This is a genomic window from Enterococcus sp. AZ089 (assembly GCF_050547225.1).
Taxonomy (GTDB): domain Bacteria; phylum Bacillota; class Bacilli; order Lactobacillales; family Enterococcaceae; genus Enterococcus_D; species Enterococcus_D entomosocium.
Genome location: NZ_CP172954.1, coordinates 1 through 25,457, shown reverse-complemented (window position 1 = coordinate 25,457; position 25,457 = coordinate 1). Strand labels below are relative to the sequence as shown.

Here is a 25,457-nt window from a genome sequence, read left to right as displayed (position 1 = left end):
AGTAAAGGCAGCTGGCATATTTTACGCCAGCTGCCGAGGATTATTTCTCTGATTTTGATCCTTCTTTGTTGTCGATGCCGCGACCAGAATGGGCTGGTTTGGCAAAAATCATCCGCCCAGCTGCCGTTTGCAAGGCGCTGGTGACGATCACTTCGATGTGTTCGTTCATGTAATGCTGGCCATCTTCCACCACGACCATCGTCCCGTCATCTAGATAAGCGACCCCTTGCTGCCGCTCCGTGCCAGCTTTCACTACTAAGACGTGCATGCTTTCTCCTGGAATCACCACTGGTTTGACCGCATTGGCCAACGCATTGATATTCAAGACCGGCACATTTTGAAATTCAGAAACTTTGTTTAAATTGTAGTCATTAGTCACAACGACACCATCCAGCAATTTCGCTAACTTGATCAGCTTGCTGTCGACTTCGGAAATGTCTTCAAAATCGCCTTCGTACATCTCAACTGCGATGCCTTCTTCTTTTTGCAAAGCATTCAAAATATCCAAGCCGCGACGGCCCCGGACCCGTTTCAAACTATCGCCAGAATCTGCGATGTATTGCAATTCATACAAAACGAAATTCGGGATCAGCAGGACGCCTTCCAAAAAGCCGGTTTTGGCAATATCATAGATCCGGCCATCAATGATCACGCTGGTATCCAAAATTTTGTATTTGTGGAAATGGTCCGCAATTTTTCTTTCTAGCATCTGCTGTTCATCTTGCTCTTGAGGCTCTGCCTTTTTGTTTTTCGGGGCAAAGACTTTTTTCCATTCATCGATCCGTGTCGTCCCGATCTGAAAACCGAGATACCCTAACAGGACCATCACTAAAATTGGGGCGATCCCGTTGATAAAAGGAATATCCCAATTGTAAAAAGGAATCGACACGATCACACCAATCATCAGACCGATGATCGAACCAATTGCGCCAAACAAGAGATAGGTTAAGCTCAATTCACTTAGTTTTTCTTCAATTTTGCGAATACCGGCTGCAATATATTTCGCTAATAGTAAAGATAATAAAAAGAAAATAAGGGCTCCAAGCAAACTATTAGTGATGTTATTATTCAGCCATTCATTTTGGGTTTGCCCAATGGCTTGCCATGCGATGGGCATCAGTGAGATCCCTAGACTTGCTCCGGCAAGTACCATTAGTGCGGTAATGACTCGTTTCTGCATACATGTTCCTCCATACTCCAGTAGGTTTCTTTTGTTCAAAAATCCGTGCTGCCAAACTGACTCCTTCCACCAGTCAGCGGCTGTCGGTTGGTTCAATGAATGAACCAGCAGCGTCAGGGCAAGAGGAAGGGAGATTGCCCCTTGCTCTTGCAGTGACTCCACTTTAACGGAAGACTTTCCGTAAGGTTTCGGCTAAGGTAGACACGCCTTCGACTTCGATGCCTTTTGGCGGCTGCCAACCAGTCAGATTGTTTTTAGGCAAATAAACTTTTGTAAAGCCCAGTTTCTGCACCTCTTTGACCCGTTGTTCGATCGCATTGACTCGGCGAATCTCACCCGTCAAGCCAATTTCACCGATAAAACACTCCGTCGGGCTGGTGCCTTTTTCTTTATAGCTGGAGGCGATACTAACAGCGATTGCTAGATCGATCGCGGGTTCATTTAATTTGACCCCGCCGGCTGCTTTTAAGTAGGCATCTTGATTTTGCAGCAGCAAACCTGCCCGTTTTTCTAAAACCGCCATGATCAGCGAGACCCGGTTGAAGTCTAGCCCCGTCGTCGTGCGTTTGGCATTGCCGAACATCGTTGGCGTGACCAGTGCTTGGATCTCCACCAAGATTGGCCGACTGCCTTCCATTGCCACTACGATCGCCGATCCGGTTGCGCCTTCTAAGCGTTCTTCCAAAAAGACTTGTGACGGATTAGCGACTTCTTTCAACCCGCCTTCTTCCATTTCAAAAATCCCGATCTCATTAGTGGACCCAAAGCGGTTTTTGACGGCCCGCAAAATCCGAAAGCTGTGGTGCTTTTCGCCTTCGAAATACAAGACGGTATCCACCATGTGCTCCAGCATCCGCGGTCCTGCGATCGAGCCTTCCTTCGTCACGTGGCCAACGATAAAGATGGCGATGCCATTGGTTTTAGCGATTTTCAGCAATTCTGCGGTCGTTTCTCGCACTTGGCTGACACTGCCTGCCACACTGGTGATATCCGGTTGGGTCATGGTTTGGATCGAATCGATGATCACATAATCTGGGCGGATGTTTTCGATCGCTTTACTGATCTCTGACATGTCCGTTTCCCCATAGAGATAAAATTCCGTGTCGATGGCGCCTAAGCGCTGCGCCCGCATTTTGATCTGCTCGGCACTTTCTTCTCCTGACACATACAAGACCGTTCCGCCGATCGCTGCTAATTGCTGGGAAACTTGCAAGAGCAGCGTCGATTTTCCGATCCCGGGATCCCCACCGATCAAAATTAAGGAACCTGGGACCACGCCGCCGCCTAAGACGCGATTCAACTCAGCGAGTTTCGTTTGGACCCGCGGTTCTTTTTTCGGTACGACATCGGCAATTTTCGTCGGCTGCATCTTTTGCCCCGTCAATGTCGTACGTACACGACGATCAGCGGTTTCTTGGATCACTTCTTCTACCATTGAATTCCAGCTGCCGCAATTGGGGCATTTTCCTAAATATTTAGGGGAACTATACCCGCAATTTTGACAGACAAATTGACTTTTTGCTTTTTTTGCCATTGATCTCCTCCACTACTTCTATCAAACAGACCCCCAGGCAGGATTTACTGATTCGAGGAGCCAAAGCCGCCGGTTCGGCTGGCAGTGGTTGTATCTTGATCAGCTTTTAAGAACGGCAAGAAAATTCCTTGGCCGATCCGCTCGCCTTTTTTAATGACGACATCTGTGGGGCCGAAATTAGTAAACTGGAACATAATATGCCCTTCATTATCTGGATTGTCATAGTAATCGCTGTCGATGACGCCGACACCATTCGTCAAGACTAAGAAACGTTTCAAAGGATTGCTGGAACGATTTGTCAGCTGCAAATACTCGTCTTCCCCCATATAGGCTTTGATCCCAGTGGGAATCAAGGTTGGCTTCAACTGTTTTGCGGTCTCTTTCGCAAAAAGCGCTTTGACCCCATCGATCACGCCCGCTTTCCAAATGCTTGGCACCACGATTTCTTCCGCGGCTTCAAAGTCATAACCAGCCGCATGATGGGTGGCACGTTGAGGCAAGGTGATGCTTTTTTCTTTATATGATGTAATAATTTCAAATCCTCGTAATTTCATGGGTTCCTCCAATAATAAAACATATAGCTATTTTAGCATAGGAAGAACTATTTTCTTCATGGAAAACACAATTATCGAAAAGTCTTTACAATTTCTTCGTTTAAAATAGCTCAAAAAGAAAAAAGAGCATGACGAAACGCCCGTTTGCGAGTACAATAGAAAAAATATCAAAAAATAGGCGGTGGCATATGCGCGCAGATCTTTCAAACAAAAACCGAATCGTTGTAAAAATCGGCACCAGCTCGTTGATTTATCCCAATGGTGCCATCAATCTAGCTGGCATCGATGAATTAGCCTTTGTCTTAGCAGCTTTGCAAAACCAAGGCAAAGAAATCATCTTAGTTTCTTCCGGGGCGATCGGTGTTGGCATGAACAAGTTAAATTTGAAAGAACGACCCGTGGAGATCCCACAGCAGCAAGCCGTGGCAGCCGTTGGCCAATCGGAACTGATGACGATCTACAACCAGCGTTTTCAAAGCTATAGCCAGCAGACTGCACAAATTCTGCTGACCAGAGACATCATCGAATTTCCCCAAAGCCGTCAAAACGTTAGCAACACCTTAGAGCAACTACTTACGATGGGGATCATCCCGATCATTAATGAAAACGACACGGTGGCAGTAGATGAATTGGACCATCTCACCAAATTTGGCGACAATGATCAGTTGTCAGCGATCGTCGCTCAGTTGACGAAAGCCGAGCTTTTGATCATGCTTTCTGATATCGATGGCTTTTATTCCGCCAATCCGCTGAATGATCCTGATGCCGTTTTGTATTCCGAGATCAATGAAATCACCCCGGAACTTTTAGAACAAGCTACGGGAAAAGGCAGTCCTTATGGAACCGGCGGTATGACCAGTAAACTAAAAGCCGCCCAACGCATCTTAGACTTGAACAGTCACATGCTGCTCGCTAACGGCAAGCAGCCGAAAATTATTTTTGACTTGCTCGCAGGGGAACCTGTCGGCACCCACTTTTATCAACGAACGGAGGATGAGCAATGAGCAACTTGCAAACGATCGGTCAACAAGCTCAAGCAAGCGCCCAGACATTAAGCTTACTGAGTGCCAGTGAAAAAAATCACCTACTGGTAGCGATGGCCGATGCTTTAGAAAAAGCTACTGAGATGATTTTAGCTGCTAATCAACAAGACCTAGCTGCCGCAAAAGCCAAAGGAACCAGCCAAACGATGCTGGATCGACTGTTGCTGACAGAACAACGGATCACAGAGATGGCTAACGGCATCCGAGAAGTCGCCCAATTGTCCGATCCAATCGGTGCCGTGGATAAAATGTGGCGCAATGCTGACGATCTTTTGATTGGTCAACAGCGGGTGCCCTTAGGGGTCATCGGCATCATCTACGAAGCTCGTCCTAATGTCACCACTGACGCCGCTAGTCTGTGTTTCAAATCAGGAAATGCCGTGATTTTGCGTGGTGGAAAAGAAGCCTTCCACTCCAATCAAGTACTCGTGACTATTTTACAAGAGGCATTAGCTGCCAATGGACACTCCCGCCATGCGATCCAGTTTATCGAAGACACGAGCCACGAAACAGCGGCTGAACTAATGCGTCTGACGGATTACTTGGATGTTTTGATCCCCCGTGGGGGCGCCGGCTTGATTCGTCGCGTCAAAGAGACCGCCACAGTACCAGTGATCGAAACCGGCACCGGCAACAATCATATCTACATCGATCAAGCCGCCCAGCTGCCGATGGCACTGGCGATCGTCACGAATGCAAAAACGCAACGCCCTTCTGTCTGCAATGCCATCGAAACGATCCTCGTCCATAAAGCAGTGGCAGCGGAATTTTTGCCAATGGTAGAACAGCAATTTGCCGATCAAGTCGAATTGCGAGGAGATGAAAAAGCGTTGGCGTTTTTGAACAATGCACAGCTTGCCACTGAAGAGGACTGGGCAACCGAGTTTTTAGACTATATCTTAGCGATCAAAGTGGTGGCTTCGCTAGAAGAAGCCATTGCCCACATCAATCGCTACAATACGAAGCACTCCGAAGCGATCATCACTGATGATTATTTCGCTTCCCAACGCTTCTTGAAAGAAGTTGATGCGGCGGCGGTTTACGTCAATGCCTCGACCCGTTTCACGGATGGCTTTATGTTTGGCTTTGGTGCCGAGATCGGCATCTCGACGCAAAAACTACATGCCCGTGGGCCAATGGGGTTAGAAGCACTGACTTCCACCAAATACATTATTTATGGCGAAGGACAGATCCGTAAGTAACGATATGCAAAAACAGCCCCCTGCTGTAGTGTCCCCCAAAAAGTTCGATCAAAAGCGAACTTTTGGAGGTCGGTACACCCGTGCAAGGGGTTGTTTTTGTGTCTTCTTATGCTTGTGCAGCCCGCAAAACGAAGGAAAGCGGGTCGATGCCAAACAATTCTGTCAGCACCCGATTGGTTGTGGCAAAAACGTCTGCTTCACAACTCTTTTTCGGACAAGCAATCGTCTGTCCTTTGCTGGAAAACGTATCCTGGCGGCTGCCTTCTACGAAAATCACTTCTTGTGTTCCCTTGCGATAGATCAGCCCTTCGTCTTCTTCCAATAATAAGCGAGTTTGCCACTGATTGATTTGGGCGATGGGCATCACCAAGGAAGCAACATCCAAGTTTTCTAACGAAAAACAACGACCATCTGGCAGCTGCAGCATGAAGGTATTGAGTTCATAAGGCAAACAAGCATTGCACCCTCCTTCTGTGATGACTTGGCTCGTGAGGATTTCTACGTTCATTCGTTTCGTCTCCTTTCATGAATGCTTCATGTTTAGTTTATCACAAAACCTATGGCCCACGGCGGAGCAATTATTCCGCCTTAAGTTGGATGTTTTTCTTCTTCCTTCTTGCTATGCTAAGGATAAGAAAAAAAGTCTAGGAGGAGTCGCTATGAATACAGAAAGTTTATTAGGAAGAATCGTTACTGTCGTGGCAGTTTTAATCGCAGCATCTCTTGTTTTATCTGTCGTATTAGGCATTGTTGGTGGGTTGATCGGATTGATCTTCCGTTTCGGGATTCCTTTACTGCTGGCCGTTTTGATCGTTCGCTGGTTAACCTCGATTCGCCAAAAACCAAGAAAATATTATCGTTAATTGCAGGAAAACCAAAACCACCTGACTTTCCAACAGTCAGGTGGTTTTTTCTATCCATCAGCCTAATGCGACATCTAGAACCATCATTAAGATAAAGCCTAACATGACGCCAAAAACCGCAAAATGGCGGCGACTCGTCAAGGTTTGCTGCGCTTCTGGAATCAATTCTTCCACCACCACATAAATCATAGCACCCGCTGCAAAAGCCAACGCATACGGCAAGACAGCGGACATACTCGTTACCAACAAAGCCCCGATCACACCCGCGATCGGTTCAACGATCCCAGATGCTTGCCCATACATAAAGGCTTTGGTTCGGCTTAACCCTTCTTGGCGCAAGGGGATCGAAACGGCTGCGCCTTCTGGAAAATTCTGAATCCCGATCCCGATCGCTACCGAAAGCGCCGCTAAGATCGCTGCTCGCGGATCATCGGCACTAGCCGCCGCCCCAAACGCTACCCCTACCGCCAAGCCTTCTGGGATATTATGTAGTGTGATGGAAAAAACCAGCAAGATCGTTCGCTTCAAATGACTGGGCAATCCTTCTGTTTCATGATTCGGACCAAAATGCATATGCGGGAGCGTCTTATCTGCTGCATAAAGAAACAAACCGCCCAAACCAAACCCGATACTGACCACCAGCCACGGAATATCGCCATTTTCTTCGGCTCGTGCGATCGCAGGATCTAATAACGACCAGAAACTAGCGGCGATCATCACTCCAGAGGCAAATCCCAGCATTGTATTCAGGACATTTTTATTGATTTCTTTGAAGAAAAAGACTAGCGCTGCCCCAAGCGCCGTCATACCATACGTAAAGATTGTCCCCGCCAGCGCTTGCTGCCATGGCGACAATCCAACCAACCAATCCACCATTCGTCTGCTCCTTTGTCTAACTATTCTACCAATACTCTAGCATAGGAAGCCGTCAGGTTCTACTAGGAAGGCAGCAGCAGCCAAAATTTTTCTTTCACCAGCCCTAAGCCTTTCCCGATGAAATCCTCGGCTTTACTTGAAAGTTTCAACATTCATCGCTATAATGCTAGGAGACTCCATGTCAATTTATATAAAGTGAGGAAAAGAATTGATTACAGTAAGTGATGTAAGTTTGCATTTTTCAGACCGCAAACTGTTTGATGATGTTAATATTAAGTTTACGCCTGGTAATTGTTATGGTTTGATTGGTGCAAATGGTGCTGGTAAATCAACTTTTTTAAAAATTTTATCTGGTGAGATCCAACCTTCGACCGGGAACGTTTCTTTAGGTCCTGATGAACGGATGGCTGTCTTGAAACAGAACCACTATGATTACGAAGAGTTTCCAGTGATCGAAACGGTCATCATGGGCCATAAACGTCTCTACGAAGTGATGAAAGAAAAAGACGCGATCTACATGAAGGAAGACTTTTCTGATGAAGATGGAATTCGTGCCGCCGAACTAGAAGGCGAATTTGCGGAACTTGATGGTTGGGAAGCAGAGCCAGAAGCAGCCGTTCTTTTGCAAGGCCTGAACATTCCCGATGAATTGCATCATGTCTTGATGAAAGATCTAACTGCTGGTCAACGGGTAAAAGTCTTACTCGCACAAGCCCTTTTCGGTAAGCCAGACGTCTTGCTCCTAGATGAGCCTACCAACGGATTGGATATCCAATCTATCAACTGGTTAGAAGAATTTCTAATCAACTTTGACAACACTGTCATCGTTGTTTCCCATGACCGCCACTTCTTAAATAAAGTTTGTACCCATATGGCCGATCTAGACTTCGGCAAAATCAAATTGTTTGTCGGCAACTATGATTTCTGGTTGGAATCAAGCCAATTAGCGGCGAAATTACAATCACAATCAAATGCCAAAAAAGAAGAGCAGATCAAAGAACTGCAAGACTTTATCGCACGCTTTAGTGCCAATGCATCAAAATCCAAACAAGCAACGTCTCGGAAAAAAATGTTGGATAAAATCACCCTTGATGATATTCAACCTTCGTCCCGCCGCTATCCGTTTGTTGGTTTTAAACCAGAACGTGAAATCGGGAATGACTTGCTGCAAGTCGACAATGTCAGTGTGACGATCGACGGCAAAAAGATTTTAGACAATATCTCTTTCACCTTGAATAAAGACGACAAAGTCGCTTTTGTTGCCAATAGCGATATCACCACCACGACGCTATTCAAAGTCATCATGGGGGAAATCACTCCTGATACAGGTAGTGTTCGTTGGGGCGTCACCACGCAGCATGCCTACTTGCCAAAAGATACGACCAGCGAATTCGATACGGATACACCGATCGTTGATTGGCTGCGTCAATACGCAAGCAAAGAAGAAGACGACAATACCTTCTTGCGCAGCTTCCTAGGTCGCATGTTATTCTCTGGTGATGAAGTATTAAAACCCGTCAACGTTCTTTCCGGGGGCGAAAAAGTTCGCTGTATGTTGTCGAAAATGATGCTTTCAAAAGCCAACGTATTGGTGTTGGATGATCCAACCAATCACTTGGACTTAGAATCGATCACCGCATTAAACGATGGTTTGATGGCCTTCACCGGCTCATTGTTGTTTGCTTCTCATGACCACCAATTTATTCAAACCCTTGCGAACCGTATCATTGCGGTCTCTAGCAAAGGCGTGGTGGATCGTGCCGAAACGACCTACGATGAATTCTTAGAAAACAAAGATGTCCAAAAACGCGTAGCAGAAATGAATCAATAATCTGCTTCTACAAAAAAGAACGCTCCAGTTGCCTGCCACCAAGGCTGCAACTGGAGCGTTCTTTTTATTTTGTCTAATACTTCGGGCATGTTGGGCAGGTTACGCTTGTTCTAAACGGGCTTTGCCGAATGAAAACAGCGCCAAGCAGCCGTAGCCGGTATGACTGGAGATCGTTGGACCTAATGGATAATGATGAATAATAATGTCAGGAACTTTTTCGGTCAAACGCTTGATGAGTTTCTCCGCTGCTTCGGCATCGCCAGCATTGGCAAAATAAACCGTATTGGTTTTTGATTCGTGAAGATTGGCGATGGTTTGATCCACGATTTTTTGGATCGCTTTGTTGCGTCCCCGCACTCGATCAACGCTACGTAATTTTCCCGCGGTATCTACGGTAATGATTGGTTTCACATTCAACAATCCACCGATCGCTGCGGCTGTTTTAGAGATTCTGCCGCCGCGTTCCAATTGTTTTAAATCATCGACGGTGACCCATGAATCTAAACGCAGTTTATTTTCTTCTACCCATTGGCTGACTTCCAGCAACGAACGCCCTTGGGCTTTTTGTTGGGCTGCTTCAGCCACTAAGAAGCCTTCGCCTAAACTAGCAGAGCGCGTATCGATCAAGGTGATCGCGACTTCTTTGTATTCTTCTTTTAGTAAGGCTACGGCTTGGACGGCACTTTGGAATGAGCCGCTCATTCCTGAAGAAAAACCTAAATAAAGGACCGGTGTGCCCGCTTCGACATATGGCCGAAAATATTCCATATAACGTCCGACATTGATTTGAGAAGTCGTCGGTTGCGCATGCTCTTTTAGTTTTCCTAAAAACCATTCCGTATCAAATTCTTTGCCCATATCATCGATATATTCTTTGCCATCTAATTCAATCAGCATTGGAATATAGGCGACATCTAGCTCCGCTAATCTTGCTGCTGGTAAATCACAGCAGGAATCTGTCATGATTTGAAACATGGTTTCACCCCTCTCGTTACCCCCTATTATAGCAAAAAAAGAACAAGACAGAAGAAATTCTCATCAAAAGCAGCCAAACTTATCGTTGACCGCTTCTGACACAGAAGTTCTTTGTCTTGTTCTGATGCTTTCGCGTCAGGTTAAATTTGCGCCCAAACACTTTCTAAGATGTTGGTTTGGCTGCGGTCTGGCCCTACCGAGAAGGTCGAAATGCGGACACCGACTAATTCAGAGATGCGGTGAACGTAATTGCGTGCATTTTCTGGCAGATCTGCCAATGTTTTGCAGCCAGTAATGTCTTCAGACCAGCCAGGAAGTTCTTCGTAGACTGGTTTGCAGCGGTTCAACTCTTTCAAGCTTGCTGGATAATGATAGATCAATTCGCCGTCTAGTTCATAAGCGGTACAGATTTTCACGGTTTCTAGGCCGCTCAAGACATCGATCGAGTTAAGGGATAGGTTCGTGATCCCTGAGACCCGTTTTGAATGGCGCATCACGACGGTATCAAACCAGCCCACACGACGAGGTCGTCCTGTCGTTGTCCCGTATTCACGACCGATCTTACGAATTTGTTCACCTGTTTCATCAAACAGTTCCGTTGGGAATGGACCATCTCCTACCCGAGAGGTGTAGGCTTTGCAGACACCAACGACTTTGTTGATTTTTGAAGGGCCCACACCACTACCGATGGTGACACCTCCAGCAACGGGGTTGGATGACGTTACGAAAGGATAGGTTCCTTGGTCGATATCCAGCATCACGCCTTGTGCCCCTTCAAATAAAACTCGTTTGCCTTCATCTAAGGCATCGTTAAGGATCACCGAAGTATCCGTCACATATTTTTTGATTTGTTGGCCATATTCGTAATACTCTTCAAAAATATCTTCAAAGGCGATTGGCTCTGCATCAAACATTTTCACGAATTGACGATTTTTTTCTTCTAAGTTGATACGCAGACGTTCTTCAAAAATTTCTTTGTCTAAAAGATCAGCGATCCGAATGCCGACTCTGGCCGCTTTATCCATATAGGCTGGTCCGATCCCTTTGATTGTCGTACCGATCTTGTTGTCACCTTTGGCATCTTCTTGCAGCTGATCCAAATGGATATGGTAAGGTAAAATAACATGTGCACGATCAGAGATCTTCAAGTTTTCTGTTATTATATTGTTTTCTTTCAAGTATGCTAATTCTTTAACTAATGATTTCGGGTTCACAACGACCCCGTTTCCAATGACACTGATTTTATCTGCATAAAAGATCCCTGAAGGAATCAAATGCAGTTTATAGGTCACACCGTCAAATTTAATCGTATGGCCGGCATTGTCTCCACCTTGATAACGTGCAATGACTTCCGCGTTTTCACTCAAAAAGTCCGTAATCTTTCCTTTACCTTCATCGCCCCATTGTGTACCTACTACTACTACAGATGACATATAATGACCTCTTTCTTTAATTAGTGCATTCCTTAAGTATTGTAACAAGATTCGCAAGCTCTTTCAATCTAAAATCGAATAATCGTTTTAAATTCTCATTTTTCAGGGGTAAAAAACGAACTATTTTCTTTGGAATAATTATTTATACACGTAAAAACGAATAAAGTCGGCACATAAAAAAAGCCCTACTACCATCAGCGCGATGCAGACGGCAGCAGGAGCCTTTGTTTCTCAAATCATTGGTGCCTTACCCGAACTCTTCTCGTGGCGAGACCGAGGAGAACTTATTGTATTCTTTGATGAATAGAAGTTCGACGGTCCCTCGGGCACCACTCCGGTTTTTCTCAATAATGACTTCGATCACATTGTTGTTTTGTTGTTCTTCTGGTTCATCGTCATCGTCGCCTTCACTGCGGTAGTAGTCATCCCGATACAAGAAAGCAACGATATCGGCATCCTGCTCGATCGACCCTGATTCCCGGATATCACTTAAAACAGGACGTTTGTCTTGTCGCTGTTCCACACCCCGAGAAAGCTGAGACAGTGCAATCACCGGCACTTTCAATTCCTTCGCCAGTTTCTTTAATTGGCGAGAGATCTCAGAGACTTCTTGTTGGCGGTTTTCGCGACCCGTTCCTTCAATCAACTGCAAATAGTCGATCAATATCAAGCCGAGATTGCCTTTTTCTTGCGCGAGTTTCCGACAACGTGCCCGAATCTCAGAGATCTTGATCCCGGGGGTATCATCGATATAGATATTGGCGTTAGAAAGACTGCCCATGGCAACGATCAAATTCCGCCACTCTTCTTCTGAGAGCTGCCCCGTCCGCAAGTGACTGGCCTCAATCGAGCCTTCCGCACAAAGCATCCGGTTGACCAATGATTCAGCCCCCATTTCCAGACTAAAGATCGCCACGGAACGATCGGTTTTCGTTCCGACATTTTGTGCGATATTCAAGGCAAATGCGGTTTTCCCTACCGCGGGACGGGCAGCCAGAATAATCAGCTCTTCTTTTTGCAGTCCCGCCGTCATTTTGTCTAAAGCTGCATAACCCGTAGGTAATCCGGTGATTTCTTCGTTGTTTTGCGCCAGCTGATCGATCGTTTCGATCGTCCGATTCAAGACTTCCGCTATCGATTGGAAGCCATTGCTGTTGCGCTTTTCGGATACTTCTAAAATACTTTTTTCTGCTTGATCAATGATCGATTGTACATCTTCATCTTGTTCAAAGCCTTTGGTTACGATACGGCTCGCTGTTTGGATTAGATTGCGCAGCGTGGCTTTGTCGTCAACGATCTTCGCATAATAAGCAATACTTGCTGCTGATGGTGAAGCTTGACTCAGTTCAGTCAGATACGTCAGACCGCCAACATCTTCAAGACTGTTGCTTTTTTCAATTTCTGCTTTCAACGTAATCAAGTCGATCGATTCACTACGGTCGTTCAACTGGATCATTGCTTGAAAAATTATTTGATGGCTGCGGCGATAAAAATCTTCTGGGGCGATTACTTCCATTGCATCGATGATCGCATCGGCATCTAAAAAGACTGCCCCTAGGACCGCTTGTTCCGCTTCAATATCTTGTGGGGGAACTTGATTTTGCCAAACTTCATTCATGCCATTCGCTCCTTCGTCCATTCATTCTACAAGATTCCCATCCAAAGTACAAGATTGCTTGGACGTTTGCCGAAAAAAACCCCAACATGTGACTGTTGGGAGTAATGCTTATTCTTGAATGGTATGAACATTGATCGTTGCTGTTACTTGTGGGTGCAATTTTACAGGTACTTGCGTAAACCCTAATGCACGAATCGGCTGATCCAATTCGATTTTGCGTTTGTCGATCTTAATTTTGTATTGCTTGTTCAAGGCATCGGCAATTTGTTTTGATGGGATCGAACCGAACAAGCGGCCATCTTCCCCTGCTTTGGCATTGATCTTCACGACGGTTTCTTCTTTTTCAAGAAGTGCTTTTAGCTCTTTCGCTTCTGCTAAGACTTCCGCATCTTGTTTTTCTTTGGCTTTTTGTTTGCCTTTTAATTCTGCCATGCTTTCATTGTTGGCAGGTTTGGCTAAGTTGTTTTTGATCAGGAAGTTTTGTGCGTAGCCATTAGGGACTTCCTTGATATCGCCTTTTTTGCCTTTGCCTTTGACATCTTGTAAGAAAATAACTTTCATCTTGGTCACTCCTTGTTATTGTTCATTTTTCGTTAATTCCGCTCGCAACTGGTTTTCTACATCGCCAATGCTGCTGTTTTTTATTTGCGTGGCTGCGTTGGTAAAATGTCCGCCGCCGCCTAATGCCTCCATCAAGGTTTGTACATTGACTTTTCCGGTACTTCTAGCACTAATACCGATCAAATCTCCTGGCTGTTTCGTAATGACAAACGCGGCATGGATCCCATTGATCGATAGCAGAGTATCGGCCGCTTTTGCAACGGTGACACTATCGTACACCCGATCTTCATCCGCTGCAGCAATCACGATATCTTCTCGGAAATGCTGGCTGCGAGAAACCAGTTCACTGATCATCAAATAGGAATCTAAATCCGTACTCAACATGTATTGAACCAATGACGTATCTGCGCCTTGATTTTTCAAATAGCCAGCAATATCAAAGGTCCGACCAGTGGTTCGCACCGTGAAGTTCTTCGTATCCACGTAAATTCCCGCTAATAAAGAAGTCGTAATAAATTTAGGGACTTGCGATCTGCGAGAAGCGCGATACTGGATCAATTCTGCTACCAGTTCCGATGCTGAAGACGCGGAAGATTCAATATACGTCAATAATGGCTTATCGGGAAACTCATCCCCGCGACGATGGTGATCGATCACTGCGATTTTGTCAAATTCATCATAGACCGCTTGCGAGATCGACATCGACGGCTTATGGTAATCTACCATCACTAAGACACTTTCTTCATTTGATAAATTGACTGCTTCTTCCCCAGTGATCACAAATCGTTCCAGCTCGGGGTATTTTTTCAATTCTTCCAATGCCCGCTGAATGTCGGCGGTGATCTCTTTCGGATTTAAAATGATGTAGCATTCTTTGTCGCTCATCATCGCCATGTAAGCCATCCCAAAAGCCGAACCTAAAGCATCCATGTCCGGGTAACGATGTCCCATGATAAAGATCCGCTGGTTTTCAGCAAAAATCTTTCTCAACGCCGTACTCATGGCACGAGAACGAACACGCGTTCTCTTCGGCGTACCATCCGTATTACCGCCAAAGAATTGCGGTTTTGCTTCTTCTTTGGCTTCTTTTAAAACGACTTGATCGCCGCCACGAACTAACGCAATGTCGAGATTGTTTTGTGCCACTTCACCAATCTCTTCAAAAGACTCTTCCCCATAGGAGATTCCCATACTGATCGTTAATGCCAGATCATTTTTTTCCGCAACTTGCCGTACTCTAGTCAAAAATTGGAATTTTTCTTCCTTCATCCGCTCAATATCTGAATACTTCGCGACGAAAAGAAACCGCTCGGAATTGATTCGTTTGTAAAAAACATGATTCTCACTTGCCCAATCAGAAATCAGTGTCGTGATCAGCGAGTTCAAATAAGAAACTTGTTTGTCGTCTTTTTTCTCAATCAAATCATCGTAATTATCAATTGAAATCAACCCAATTGCTGCCATCTTTTTTACCCCTCAATGTATCATCCCATTTTTTTGAAGCTTTGTTCCTTATTTTACCACAAAACAATCAAATAGGCGATTGATGCAAAAAGTTCCACGTGAAACTTTTTTGGTGAGATAATCATGGGAAAATTTCTGTCACTCGTTATTTTATCTGTATATAAAATAACAAGTATTTCTTCAGTAGATAAAAAAATTGACAAGCTTCAAAAGAAACTTGTCAATGAAAATCATTCGATTTATTCTTCGCCTACGAATGGAAGTAATCCCATAATACGCGCACGTTTGATTGCAATGGTAAGTTTGCGTTGGTTTTTCGCACCAGTACCAGTTACACGACGTGGTAAAATTTTACCGCGTTCTGAAATGAAACGTTTTAGTAATTCAATATCTTTATAATCGATATGTTCAATATGGTTTGCAGCAATGTAGTCTACTTTACGACGTTTGCGTCCGCCTCTTCTTTGTTGTGCCATCCTATTTCCCTCCTATCAATTTCTTAGAATGGTAAATCATCGTCTGAAATGTCGATTGATGAGTTTCCGAATGGATCGGAGTTGTCTCGATCAAAATTAGGCATTCCTGATGGTTGAGAGGATTGAGTTTGATTTGAGTTATTGTTACCAAATCCAGAAGAACTATTTGAGTTATACGTATTGCTGCTGCCAGATCCGCTATCAGTTGTGCGTCTTTGCTCGGAAGCATTTCGCGATTCTAATAATTGGAAGTTGTCAGCAACGACTTCTGTTACATAAACACGTTGGCCTTGTTGGTTGTCGTATGAACGGGTTTGAATACGTCCAGTAACCCCTAATAAAGTTCCTTTGCGTGCATAGTTTGCTAATGTTTCCGCTGGTTTTCTCCAAATAACACAGTTGATGAAATCAGCTTCGCGCTCTCCACTTTGGTTGGTAAAATTGCGATTTACCGCCAAGGTAAAGGTTGCGACACCAGTGCCATTAGAAGTGTAACGTAAATCAGGATCTTTGGTTAGTCTTCCTACTAGTACAACATTATTAATCAAAGTTCATCATCTCCTCATCGCTTTTGTTTCATGTGAAACAATATTATGCTTCTTCTTTGACAATCATGTGACGGATAATGTCATCATTGATTTTCGCAAGACGGTCAAACTCGTTGATTGCACTTGCAGTTGTTGAAGAAGAAACTTTAACGATGTGATAGATACCCTCACGGAATCCATCCATTTCATACGCTAGACGGCGTTTTTGCCAATCTTTTGATTCGATAACTTCAGCGCCGTTATCAGTTAAGATTGAGTCAAAACGAGCGATCAATGCGGCTTTTGCTTCTTCATCAATGTTTGGACGAATGATATATAAGATCTCATATTTCGTGTTTTCCATTGATTTTTCACCTCCCTGTGGACTTTGGCCCCTAGTTTTCTAGGAGCAGAGAGAGTGGTCTAATTAGACTACTCACAAATAATTATTATACACTTTTTTCGTCCCTACTGCAAGCTATTTTTTTGCGTCCCTGCATCTACCCATCACTGCAAACAATCGCTTACACTGATAAATACGTCAGCTGCTGCCGATTTTTTGAAAAAGAGTAAAAAGACAGCAAGCTGCAGGTTCGCAGGTTGCTGTCTTCCTAGAAAATGTATTGCTTATTCTTGTGTATCCGTGGTGTCTTCCGTTGTTTCTTCCACAACTGGCACGTCTTGTCCCGCTGTTTCTTCGGCAGTCGTTAGTTCTTCTTCGACTTCCGGTTCAACCGTTGCCATCGTCACTACTTTGGCATTGTTTTCCATCTTCATCAAACGAACCCCTAAGGTTGCCCGACCAGTTTGGGAAACAGTCGCTACATTGAAACGAATCAAGACGCCTTTATTGGTGATCACCATGATGTCTTCCTCACCGCTGACCGTCGTCAAGCCGGCTAATGGACCGTTTTTCGCCGTAATGTTGGCTGTTTTGATCCCTTTTCCGCCACGACCTTTGATTGGGTATTCAGAGCCTTTGGTGCGTTTGCCATAGCCGTTCTCAGTGATGACCAAGACTTCACTGTCTTCTGTGATCACAGCGGCACCTACGACGTAGTCTCCATCTCTTAGACGAATGCCTCGCACACCAGCAGCTGTTCGGCCCATATCCCGCACAAGGGCTTCTTTGAAAGTCACAGAGTAGCCATCGTGGGTGCCGATGATCACGACATCTTCGCCATGGGTTTCGATCACGTTAACCAACTCATCATTTTCCCGAAGACCGATCGCAATCAGACCATTGGCACGGATATTTGAAAAGGCCGTCACTGAGGTCCGTTTGACCACACCTAGACGCGTCGTGAAGAACAAGTAGCGTCCTTCTTGAGGCCCACCAGAAGCCGAAATGATCGCTTCGATCCGTTCGCTAGAATCGATCCCTAGCAGATTGATCACAGGGATACCTTTGGCTGCCCGACCATACTCAGGAATTTCATAGCCTTTGGCTTTGTAAACTTTCCCTTTATTGGTGAAGAACAGTAATGTGTCGTGAGTCGAACAAGAAATCAACGTCTTCACGAAGTCTTCATCGTGGATCCCCATTCCTTGAACGCCACGTCCGCCGCGACGTTGTGCACGGAATTCAGACTTAGCTACTCGTTTGATGTATCCATTGTTCGTCAAAGTAATGACGATTTCTTCTTCTTCGATCAAGTCTTCATCTTCAAGACTTAAGACTTCCCCAACCAATAATTCAGTCCGGCGATCATCGCCAAAGCGTTGGCCTAATTCTTGCAACTCCGTTTGGATGATCTCTAGGACTCGTTGTGGATTTGCTAAAATGTCTGTCAAATCAGCGATAAATTCTAACAAACCTTGGTACTCGTTTTCGATCTTGTCGCGTTCCAAACCGGTCAAGCGACGCAAACGCATATCTAAAATTGCTTGCGCTTGGCGATCGGACAATTTGAAGCGCTCCATCATGCTATTTTTTGCTTCATCATCAGAATTTGATGCCCGGATCAAAGCAATGATCTCATCGATATGATCCAATGCGATCCGTAACCCTTCTAAGATGTGGGCACGGGCTTCTGCTTTGTTTTTATCAAACTGTGTCCGACGAGTTACCACTTCTTGTTGATGCTCGATGTAATTTTCTAAAATTCGTTTCAAACTCAAAATCTTCGGCACGCCTTTTTCAATGGCTAACATATTAAAGCCAAAAGAAGATTGCAGTGCAGTCATTTTGTAGAGATTGTTTAAGATCACCGACGCACTGACGTCGCGACGAACGTCGATAACGATCCGCATGCCTTCACGAGACGATTCATCCCGCAGATCGGTGATTCCTTCGATCCGTTTGTCACGGTGCAGCTCAGAGATCCGCTCGATCAACTTCGCTTTATTGACCATATACGGCAATTCAGTCACTAAGATCCGTTCTTTACCGTTGGGCATTTCAGTCACTTCGACTTTTCCGCGAACAGTGATCGAACCTTTCCCTGTTTCATAGGCACGGCGAATACCGGATTTTCCCATAACGATCCCGCCGGTTGGGAAATCTGGTCCCGGCAGGACTTCCATCAATTCACTTGTCGTGACTTCTGGATTTTCCATCAATAGATCGATGGCTGCAATAACTTCATTCAAGTTATGAGGTGGGATATTGGTCGCCATCCCAACAGCGATCCCCGTCGTCCCGTTGACCAAAAGGTTCGGGAAGCGTGCTGGTAATACCGCTGGTTCTCGTTCTGTATCATCATAATTGCTTTGGAAATCAACAGTATCTTTGTTGATGTCCCGCAGCATCTCCATCGCCAGTTTGCTCATGCGGGCTTCGGTATACCGCATCGCAGCGGCACCGTCACCATCGACTGAGCCAAAGTTTCCGTGGCCATCGACTAACATGTAGCGATAGCTGAAGGGCTGTGCCATCCGCACCATTGATTCATAGATCGCACTGTCACCATGGGGATGGTATTTCCCCATGACATCGCCGACGATCCGGGCTGATTTTTTATGGGGCTTGTCTGGTGTGACCCCTAATTCATTCATTCCATATAAAATTCGGCGGTGAACCGGCTTTAAGCCATCCCGCACATCTGGTAAAGCCCTAGCAACAATTACACTCATTGCATAATCGATAAAGGACTCGCGCATTTCACTGGTCAGATTGACGTCATGAATATTTTGTTTTGCTTCTTCACTCAAGCTGTTTCCTCCTCTACGATTGGCTAGATGTCAAGATTTTTCACGTAGTGCGCGTTTTCTTCGATAAAGGCCCGTCTTGGTTCGACGCGATCCCCCATCAGCATTTCAAAAATTTGATCGGCTTCAATGGCATCATCTACGCTGACCCGCAGCATCATCCGATTGTCAGGATCCATCGTGGTTTCCCATAACTGGTGGTCATCCATTTCCCCTAGACCTTTGTATCGTTGAACTGTTGGTTTTGGTGTCGCAGGTAGTGATTCAATCGTATTTTTCAAATCTTGTTCGGCATTCTTGCCGGGTTGGATATAATGGATATTTTTCCCTTGTTTGACACCGTACAATGGCGGTTGTGCGATATAGACATAACCGGCCTCAACGATGGGACGCATATAACGATAGAACAGCGTCAAGAGTAGGGTCCGGATATGGGCACCATCGACATCGGCATCGGTCATGATGACTAGCTTGTGGTAACGGGCTTTTGCTACATCAAAATCAGCACCAAACCCGGTACCCATTGCTGTAAACAATGAACGGATCTCTTCGTTTGCTAAGATTTTGTCCATGCTGGCTTTTTCGACATTTAAAATCTTCCCACGGATCGGTAAGATTGCTTGGAATTCCCGACTGCGGCCTTGTTTTGCTGAACCGCCGGCAGAATCTCCTTCGACGATAAACAATTCGCATTTTTCTGGATCATTACTGGAACAGTCGGCTAATTTCCCAGGTAAGTTACTGATTTCTAACGCACCTTTTCGGCGAGTCATTTCCCGGGCACGTTTGGCTGCTTGACGGGCTTTTGATGCCAAAAGTCCTTTTTCCACGACTTGACGACCCACATTCGGGTTTTCCATCAAGAATTTCGTGAAATGTTCGGAAAAGAGACGATCAGTGACTGTCCGCACTTCGGAATTTCCTAATTTGGTTTTCGTTTGTCCCTCAAACTGAGGATCTGGGTGCTTGATGGAGATAACCGCCGTTAATCCTTCCCGAACATCTTCTCCGGTCAGGTTTTCGTCGTTTTCTTTCATCAATTTTGACTTGCGGGCGTAATCATTGATCACCCGGGTCAAGGCAGTCTTAAACCCGAATTCATGGGTTCCGCCTTCATAGGTATGGATGTTGTTGGCAAAACTTAGCAGGTTGCTATGGTAGCTATCGGTATATTGCATGGAGACTTCAACCGTGATTCCTTGTTGTTCTCCTTCTAAATAGATCGGATCTGGGAAAATCACTGTTTTACTCGCATTCAAATGCTCCACATAGCTCTTGATCCCGCCGTCGTAATGATATTCTTTCAAAACGGGTTTTTCTTCCCGTTTGTCTTCGATCGAGATTTTTAAACCACGGTTCAAGAAGGCTAATTCCCGAACCCGCGTCGCTAATTTATCAAAATTGAATTCCGTTGTTTCCGTAAAGATCTCTGGATCTGGAACAAAGTGGACGGTCGTTCCGTGGCGGTCGGTTTCATCAATCACTTTTAAGTCATCAACGACTGCTCCACGATGGTATTCTTGATAATACACTTTGCCTTCTTTATAGACTTTTACGTCTAAAGTCGTGGACAACGCATTAACGACGGAGGAACCTACCCCGTGTAGTCCACCAGATACTTTGTAGCCGCCGCCGCCAAATTTCCCGCCGGCATGCAGGATCGTAAAGACGGTTTCTACCGCTGGACGGCCTGTCTTGGCTTGGATATCAACGGGGATCCCCCGACCGTCATCGACGACCGTAATACTATTATCTGGTTCAATGATCACTTGAATACTTGAGGCAAAGCCTGCTAGTGCTTCGTCGATCGAGTTATCGACGATTTCCCATACTAAGTGGTGCAAACCTTCTGAACTGGTAGAACCAATGTACATCCCAGGTCGTTTGCGGACGGCTTCTAGTCCTTCCAACACTTGGATCTGACTGGCATCATAGGCTTTCGCACGTTCAACTAAGCTTTTTTCTTCTTCTGTCATTCAGTCTATTCTCCTTTAATATGTCCTTGCTCTACATAAAAAATCTCTGCTTCCACAGACATTTTGTCTTTCACATGTTCTAATGTCGTCGTTGTCAGAAAGGTCTGAACTTTTCCTTCAATGGTTTCCAATAAATGCAGTTGTCGGGAATCATCCAGCTCACTCATGACGTCATCTAATAAAAGGACGGGATATTCCCCTGTTTCTTCTTTCATCAAATCGATTTCTGCCAATTTGACACTTAGGGCCGTTGTTCGCTGCTGTCCTTGCGAACCAAAGGTCTGAACATTTTTCTCATTGATCAAAAAATCCAGATCGTCTCGATGAGGGCCTGCCAACGTGACTTGCCGAAATCGTTCACGGTCTTTGACTTGTGCCAAGGCTTTGACAAATTGCTGTTGGATCTCCTCCAGCGAGGTCGCCTCACCGGGCACATTTGATAAATAGTCGATCTGCAAGGTTTCTTTTCCTTGGCTGATCTTTTGGTGCAGCTGATTTGCCCAATACGCCAAGCGCTGAACAAACCGTTGTCTGGCTAAAATGATTTTACTGCCGAAAGCCACCAGCTGTTCCGTCAAAACATCTAAATAGATCTCATCGGTCTGTTTTTTTTCATTCAGCTGTTTTAAGTATTGATTGCGCTGTTTCAAAACGGATTGGTATTGAACGAGATCATAGAGATAAATTGGATCGATCTGCCCAATTTCCATATCGAGAAATTTGCGGCGGACTTGGGGACTTCCTTTTACAAGGGAGAGGTCTTCTGGAGCAAATAAAATGACATTCAGCTGCCCTATGTAACTACTGAGCTTTTTTTGCTCAATGTGGTTTACTTTCGTTTTTCGTCCTTTTTTTGACAAAAACAGTTCTAACGGGATCGTTGAGCGTCCCCGACTGACACTGCCAGAGATCCGCGCACCTTCCGTGTCCCAACGGATAAGTTCTTGCTCGCTGGAGGTGCGGTGGCTTTTGGTCATCGCCAATACATAGATACTTTCTAAAATATTGGTTTTTCCTTGCGCATTTTCGCCTAAAAAAATGACCAGACCTTTCTCAAAAGTCAGTGTCAGCGAATCATAGTTCCGATAATTGCTTAAATGCAACTCATTCAGCCGCATCTGCGTCTTCCTTCTTCACCATAAAAAAAGTACCTTCATCAGGTAGCTCAACACGCATTCCCGCATACAATTTGCGCCCTCGTCGATTTTCCGGCTCGCCGTCGACAAAAACGGTGTGCTCTGCAAGGTACCATTTCGCTTGGCCGCCGCTGCTGATCACACTGACTTCTTTGAGCATTTGTCCAAGTGTCATATATTCCGTTTCTAACGGTATTTGCATTTTCATAATTCCCCTCAATTCTATCAAAGAGCGTTTAGCTCTATTATACTCTTTTTTTGCCAAGAAAACAAATTCATCGGCATATTTTTCATTCTCAGAAGACTTACTGCTTTTAGACAAAAAAGAAGCCAAAATAGAAAAAAGGGCTTAAAAACGATTTTAAGCCCTTTTAACTCATTTATTCATTTTCAGATGATTGTTTCAACTTTTTTCAAAAGACATGAAAAACTAGTTGGTGCGCACCGGTGTAATCAGCTGGATAAAGCTGCCTTTGCTCTCTGTTGGCTCCAACGTAAAGGGACGGATCGCTGAGATAAAGCGGATCACGATGCTGGTGTCACCAAATGCTCGTAGTGCAGCTTTCATATAATCAGGATTGAAAGAGATCTCTAATGGGTCGCCGGTCACTTTTTCAAAAGAAAGGTCTTCTTCCACTTTCCCGATTTCTGGTGAGTTTCCATATAAGACAACAGCTTCCTCGGAGATCGCCAAACGAACGATGTTGTTTCGGCCTTCATGGGAAAGCAATGACGCCCGTTCGATAGCCTGTAACAATTCTGGCACAGAAAATTCAATTTCAGTATTGAAGCTTGAAGGGATCAGACGGTTGGTATCTGGGTAAGTTCCTTCCAATAAACGAGAATAGAATTTCATAGTTTTCGTTTGGAACAACACTTGGTTATCCATAATGCTGATTTGGATCGCTTCTTCTTCATCCGTTAAGGAACGAGAAAGTTCCGTTAGGCTTTTGCCGGGAATCACGATATTGAAGGCTGTTTCCCCGCTTTCCAAGGGAATCACCCGTTGGCTCAAACGGTGTGAGTCCGTTGCAACAGCTAATAATTTTTGATTTTCTAAGACAAAGTGGACCCCAGTTAAGATTGGACGGCTTTCGTGTTGCGAAACCGCAAAGACCGTTTCACTAACAACCTTATTCAACACGTGCGCTGGAATCACGATCGAATCTTGACTTTCGACAACTGGTAAATGTGGATAACTATCGGCATCCAAGCCGTTGACGGTAAAGTTGGCTTTTCCAGAAGTGATCGCTACTTGATTATTGTCTAAAACTTCTAACGTTAAGGTACTTTCAGGCAAACGACGAACGATTTCGCTGAAGAAACGTGCTTGTAAAACGATTGCTCCTGTTTTTTCGATTTGCATTTGCGCTTTTTCGTTTTCCACACTTAAAAAAGTTTCAATGGAAATATCGGCATTGCTCCCAGTCATGGTCAATCCTTTTTCTGAAAGGGACAATTTTACTCCGGTTAAGATCGGGATGGTGGTTTTGGTTGAAATCGCCCGTTGGACAGTTTGTAATTCTTGCATGAACTCTGTTCGGTTTAAAGTTAGCTTCATAGCGATACTCCTTTAATTTATAGTTATTAAATAAAAGTAATAGTAGTAATAGGCTTGTTAGTAATGTGGATAACTCGAGAAAAGAGTGATTAGACTAACGAAAATGCCTGTGAATAACTTGTGGACAACTTTTTTGGTTCTTCTTTTCTTATCCACAGATCAGCTGAAGAGGATTTGTTTGATTTCAGCGATCTCATTTTTGATCGTGGGATCTGTTTCGACTAAATGCTGAATTTTTTCATGGGCATGAATGACCGTGGTATGGTCTTTGCCACCAAATTCGCCGCCGATTTTTGGTAAAGAACTATCGGTCAATTCTCGAGAGAGATACATCGCGATCTGCCGTGGGACAACGATGCCTTTGACCCGTTTTTTCCCTTTTAGATCATTGACATGAATGTGATAGTATTTTGCGACTTCTTCTTGGATCTGCAAAATCGAAACTTGGGTCGAGCCATGGCTTGATTTCAAGGCTTTGATGGCTTCAGCTGCCAAGCTCGTTGTAATGTCTGAGTTTTGCATCGTAGCAAAAGCTTGCACCCGCACGAGTGCTCCTTCAAGTTCCCGGATATTTGAATCGATCTGTCCAGCGATATAACTTAGCGTATCGTCGGGGATCTCCAAGCGTTCGGCTTCGGCTTTTTTCCGCAAAATCGCAGTCCGCGTCTCTAGATCCGGCGGGGTGATATCAACGGACAAGCCCCAAGCAAAACGGGAAACCAAACGTTCTGGTAAAGTCGGGATCTCATTTGGCAAACGATCACTTGTGAGGACGATCTGTTTATTATTGCGATACAGTTCTTCGAAGGTATTAAAGAATTCTTCTTGGGTTCCTTCTTTATTGACTAAGAATTGAATATCATCCACTAGCAAAAGATCAACATTGCGGTATTCGTTTCGAAAATCTTCCATTTTGTTCTTTTGAATAGAAGTAATGAAATCATTGGTGAAATTTTCACTACTAACATACTTGATTTTGGCATTGGGACGTTTCAGCAACATTTGATGACCGATCGCATGCATCAAGTGGGTTTTCCCTAAACCAACGCCACCATAGAAGAACAGCGGATTATAAATAGACCCAGGATCTTCTGCAACAACTAAAGCAGCAGCGTGGGCCATCTGATTGCCTTTCCCGATGACAAAGGTATCAAATGTGTATTTTTCATTTAAGATCGATTTCGGCGGCCGCTCGTTTTCTTTTGCAGCTGTTTGAATAGTAGAAGGGGCTGTTTTTAAAGCTTCTGCTTCTTCGACAGTCACAAAACTAGGAATCAATTCTTCACCAGTTTTCATAAATCCCATTTCAACAATTTTGGCAGCTAGATTTTTTTCCCAATAAGATTTATGAAGATCGCTGGGTACTTCGATCAGCAGCTGATTTTTTTCAAACGACAAGACATTGGCAGTCTCGATCCAAGCACTATAACTGGCCGGATTCAGCTCTTCTTTAAAGGAACGTTGAAGATCTTGCCAAATAGAATCAGCAGATGGCAT

At 44.7% G+C, this 25,457-nt stretch carries 23 protein-coding genes; 4 read left to right on the top strand and 19 right to left on the bottom strand.

The genetic code is table 11. From position 1 onward, the window contains the following. Positions 1–40: 40 nt before the first annotated feature. The 3 genes from IGJ01_RS00115 to IGJ01_RS00105 all read right to left on the bottom strand — a co-directional run bounded on the left by IGJ01_RS00115 (position 41) and on the right by IGJ01_RS00105 (position 3,268). The gene (locus IGJ01_RS00115; protein WP_005232908.1) at positions 41–1,180 is read right to left on the bottom strand and encodes a PIN/TRAM domain-containing protein; all 1,140 of its coding nucleotides are present in this window, start codon (positions 1,178–1,180) and stop codon (positions 41–43) included. 163 nt (positions 1,181–1,343) lie between these two features. Further along, on the bottom strand, positions 1,344–2,714 hold the full coding sequence (radA, locus tag IGJ01_RS00110; protein WP_005226394.1) for a DNA repair protein RadA: 1,371 nt from the start codon (positions 2,712–2,714) through the stop codon (positions 1,344–1,346). Between the two features lie 44 nt (positions 2,715–2,758). Next, positions 2,759–3,268 (bottom strand): dUTP diphosphatase, encoded by a 510-nt coding sequence (locus tag IGJ01_RS00105; RefSeq protein ID WP_005232909.1) that lies wholly within the window; start codon positions 3,266–3,268, stop codon positions 2,759–2,761. Positions 3,269–3,456: 188 nt separating this feature from the next. Between IGJ01_RS00105 and proB the strand changes: the two genes are divergently transcribed. Beyond that, positions 3,457–4,272, top strand: coding sequence for a glutamate 5-kinase (gene proB / locus IGJ01_RS00100; protein WP_008376761.1), 816 nt, complete (start codon positions 3,457–3,459; stop codon positions 4,270–4,272). After that, a complete protein-coding gene (locus IGJ01_RS00095; protein WP_430601276.1) occupies positions 4,269–5,513 on the top strand; it encodes a glutamate-5-semialdehyde dehydrogenase in 1,245 nt (414 codons plus the stop codon). The genes proB and IGJ01_RS00095 overlap by 4 nt, the downstream gene beginning before the upstream one ends. Positions 5,514–5,619: 106 nt before the next feature. Here IGJ01_RS00095 and IGJ01_RS00090 read toward each other — a convergent pair whose 3' ends face one another. After that, complete coding sequence (locus IGJ01_RS00090; RefSeq protein ID WP_016611671.1) at positions 5,620–6,021, bottom strand: DUF4809 family protein; 402 nt, start codon at positions 6,019–6,021, stop codon at positions 5,620–5,622. 151 nt (positions 6,022–6,172) lie between these two features. Here IGJ01_RS00090 and IGJ01_RS00085 point away from each other — a divergent pair, with 151 nt between their 5' ends. After that, complete coding sequence (locus IGJ01_RS00085; protein WP_008376766.1) at positions 6,173–6,376, top strand: hypothetical protein; 204 nt, start codon at positions 6,173–6,175, stop codon at positions 6,374–6,376. A 57-nt stretch (positions 6,377–6,433) separates the two neighbouring features. On the opposite strand, the gene IGJ01_RS00080 is transcribed toward IGJ01_RS00085, so the two are convergent. Continuing rightward, a complete protein-coding gene (locus IGJ01_RS00080; protein WP_005232914.1) occupies positions 6,434–7,252 on the bottom strand; it encodes a ZIP family metal transporter in 819 nt (272 codons plus the stop codon). Positions 7,253–7,460: 208 nt separating this feature from the next. Between IGJ01_RS00080 and IGJ01_RS00075 the strand changes: the two genes are divergently transcribed. Then, complete coding sequence (locus tag IGJ01_RS00075; RefSeq protein WP_005226380.1) at positions 7,461–9,083, top strand: ABC-F family ATP-binding cassette domain-containing protein; 1,623 nt, start codon at positions 7,461–7,463, stop codon at positions 9,081–9,083. Positions 9,084–9,182: 99 nt separating this feature from the next. Here IGJ01_RS00075 and IGJ01_RS00070 read toward each other — a convergent pair whose 3' ends face one another. The 14 genes from IGJ01_RS00070 to dnaA all read right to left on the bottom strand — a co-directional run bounded on the left by IGJ01_RS00070 (position 9,183) and on the right by dnaA (position 25,457). Further along, a complete protein-coding gene (locus IGJ01_RS00070; protein ID WP_008376769.1) occupies positions 9,183–10,058 on the bottom strand; it encodes a DegV family protein in 876 nt (291 codons plus the stop codon). A 140-nt stretch (positions 10,059–10,198) separates the two neighbouring features. Beyond that, positions 10,199–11,491, bottom strand: a complete 1,293-nt coding sequence (locus IGJ01_RS00065) for an adenylosuccinate synthase (RefSeq protein ID WP_005232916.1) — start codon at positions 11,489–11,491, stop codon at positions 10,199–10,201. A gap of 247 nt (positions 11,492–11,738) precedes the next feature. After that, positions 11,739–13,109, bottom strand: coding sequence for a replicative DNA helicase (gene dnaB / locus IGJ01_RS00060; RefSeq protein ID WP_005226374.1), 1,371 nt, complete (start codon positions 13,107–13,109; stop codon positions 11,739–11,741). 108 nt (positions 13,110–13,217) lie between these two features. Further along, the gene (gene rplI, locus IGJ01_RS00055; RefSeq protein WP_005226371.1) at positions 13,218–13,670 is read right to left on the bottom strand and encodes a 50S ribosomal protein L9; all 453 of its coding nucleotides are present in this window, start codon (positions 13,668–13,670) and stop codon (positions 13,218–13,220) included. 15 nt (positions 13,671–13,685) lie between these two features. Further along, on the bottom strand, positions 13,686–15,134 hold the full coding sequence (locus IGJ01_RS00050; RefSeq protein ID WP_430601275.1) for a DHH family phosphoesterase: 1,449 nt from the start codon (positions 15,132–15,134) through the stop codon (positions 13,686–13,688). Positions 15,135–15,373: 239 nt separating this feature from the next. After that, positions 15,374–15,610 (bottom strand): 30S ribosomal protein S18, encoded by a 237-nt coding sequence (rpsR, locus tag IGJ01_RS00045; protein ID WP_005226367.1) that lies wholly within the window; start codon positions 15,608–15,610, stop codon positions 15,374–15,376. A 23-nt stretch (positions 15,611–15,633) separates the two neighbouring features. Beyond that, the gene (gene ssb / locus IGJ01_RS00040) at positions 15,634–16,158 is read right to left on the bottom strand and encodes a single-stranded DNA-binding protein (RefSeq protein ID WP_005232920.1); all 525 of its coding nucleotides are present in this window, start codon (positions 16,156–16,158) and stop codon (positions 15,634–15,636) included. 43 nt (positions 16,159–16,201) lie between these two features. After that, positions 16,202–16,501: a 30S ribosomal protein S6 gene (gene rpsF, locus IGJ01_RS00035; RefSeq protein ID WP_005226363.1), complete on the bottom strand. Its 300-nt coding sequence runs from the start codon at positions 16,499–16,501 to the stop codon at positions 16,202–16,204. A 263-nt stretch (positions 16,502–16,764) separates the two neighbouring features. Next, a complete protein-coding gene (gene gyrA / locus IGJ01_RS00030) occupies positions 16,765–19,290 on the bottom strand; it encodes a DNA gyrase subunit A (protein WP_008376777.1) in 2,526 nt (841 codons plus the stop codon). 23 nt (positions 19,291–19,313) lie between these two features. After that, on the bottom strand, positions 19,314–21,263 hold the full coding sequence (gene gyrB, locus IGJ01_RS00025; protein ID WP_005232922.1) for a DNA topoisomerase (ATP-hydrolyzing) subunit B: 1,950 nt from the start codon (positions 21,261–21,263) through the stop codon (positions 19,314–19,316). A gap of 5 nt (positions 21,264–21,268) precedes the next feature. Next, positions 21,269–22,381, bottom strand: coding sequence for a DNA replication/repair protein RecF (gene recF, locus IGJ01_RS00020; protein ID WP_005232923.1), 1,113 nt, complete (start codon positions 22,379–22,381; stop codon positions 21,269–21,271). Beyond that, positions 22,368–22,607: a S4 domain-containing protein YaaA gene (gene yaaA, locus IGJ01_RS00015; RefSeq protein WP_008376781.1), complete on the bottom strand. Its 240-nt coding sequence runs from the start codon at positions 22,605–22,607 to the stop codon at positions 22,368–22,370. Before yaaA ends, recF begins: the two co-directional genes overlap by 14 nt. Before the next feature lie 222 nt (positions 22,608–22,829). After that, positions 22,830–23,960 carry a DNA polymerase III subunit beta gene (gene dnaN / locus IGJ01_RS00010; RefSeq protein ID WP_194187794.1) on the bottom strand — a complete coding sequence of 377 codons (1,131 nt, stop codon included), beginning with the start codon at positions 23,958–23,960 and terminating at the stop codon, positions 22,830–22,832. A 159-nt stretch (positions 23,961–24,119) separates the two neighbouring features. Next, complete coding sequence (dnaA, locus tag IGJ01_RS00005) at positions 24,120–25,457, bottom strand: chromosomal replication initiator protein DnaA (protein ID WP_005232925.1); 1,338 nt, start codon at positions 25,455–25,457, stop codon at positions 24,120–24,122.

Excerpts from the sequence above, each read along its gene's own strand:
- IGJ01_RS00115 (WP_005232908.1), bottom strand. The coding sequence starts at position 1,180 with ATGCAGAAACGAGTCATTACCGCACTAATGGTACTTGCCGGAGCAAGT.
- radA (WP_005226394.1), bottom strand. The coding sequence starts at position 2,714 with ATGGCAAAAAAAGCAAAAAGTCAATTTGTCTGTCAAAATTGCGGGTAT.
- IGJ01_RS00105 (WP_005232909.1), bottom strand. The coding sequence starts at position 3,268 with ATGAAATTACGAGGATTTGAAATTATTACATCATATAAAGAAAAAAGC.
- proB (WP_008376761.1), top strand. The coding sequence starts at position 3,457 with ATGCGCGCAGATCTTTCAAACAAAAACCGAATCGTTGTAAAAATCGGC.
- IGJ01_RS00095 (WP_430601276.1), top strand. The coding sequence starts at position 4,269 with ATGAGCAACTTGCAAACGATCGGTCAACAAGCTCAAGCAAGCGCCCAG.
- IGJ01_RS00090 (WP_016611671.1), bottom strand. The coding sequence starts at position 6,021 with ATGAACGTAGAAATCCTCACGAGCCAAGTCATCACAGAAGGAGGGTGC.
- IGJ01_RS00085 (WP_008376766.1), top strand. The coding sequence starts at position 6,173 with ATGAATACAGAAAGTTTATTAGGAAGAATCGTTACTGTCGTGGCAGTT.
- IGJ01_RS00080 (WP_005232914.1), bottom strand. The coding sequence starts at position 7,252 with ATGGTGGATTGGTTGGTTGGATTGTCGCCATGGCAGCAAGCGCTGGCG.
- IGJ01_RS00070 (WP_008376769.1), bottom strand. The coding sequence starts at position 10,058 with ATGTTTCAAATCATGACAGATTCCTGCTGTGATTTACCAGCAGCAAGA.
- IGJ01_RS00065 (WP_005232916.1), bottom strand. The coding sequence starts at position 11,491 with ATGTCATCTGTAGTAGTAGTAGGTACACAATGGGGCGATGAAGGTAAA.
- dnaB (WP_005226374.1), bottom strand. The coding sequence starts at position 13,109 with ATGAATGAAGTTTGGCAAAATCAAGTTCCCCCACAAGATATTGAAGCG.
- rplI (WP_005226371.1), bottom strand. The coding sequence starts at position 13,670 with ATGAAAGTTATTTTCTTACAAGATGTCAAAGGCAAAGGCAAAAAAGGC.
- IGJ01_RS00050 (WP_430601275.1), bottom strand. The coding sequence starts at position 15,134 with ATGGCAGCAATTGGGTTGATTTCAATTGATAATTACGATGATTTGATT.
- rpsR (WP_005226367.1), bottom strand. The coding sequence starts at position 15,610 with ATGGCACAACAAAGAAGAGGCGGACGCAAACGTCGTAAAGTAGACTAC.
- rpsF (WP_005226363.1), bottom strand. The coding sequence starts at position 16,501 with ATGGAAAACACGAAATATGAGATCTTATATATCATTCGTCCAAACATT.
- gyrB (WP_005232922.1), bottom strand. The coding sequence starts at position 21,263 with ATGACAGAAGAAGAAAAAAGCTTAGTTGAACGTGCGAAAGCCTATGAT.
- recF (WP_005232923.1), bottom strand. The coding sequence starts at position 22,381 with ATGCGGCTGAATGAGTTGCATTTAAGCAATTATCGGAACTATGATTCG.
- yaaA (WP_008376781.1), bottom strand. The coding sequence starts at position 22,607 with ATGAAAATGCAAATACCGTTAGAAACGGAATATATGACACTTGGACAA.
- dnaN (WP_194187794.1), bottom strand. The coding sequence starts at position 23,960 with ATGAAGCTAACTTTAAACCGAACAGAGTTCATGCAAGAATTACAAACT.
- dnaA (WP_005232925.1), bottom strand. The coding sequence starts at position 25,457 with ATGCCATCTGCTGATTCTATTTGGCAAGATCTTCAACGTTCCTTTAAA.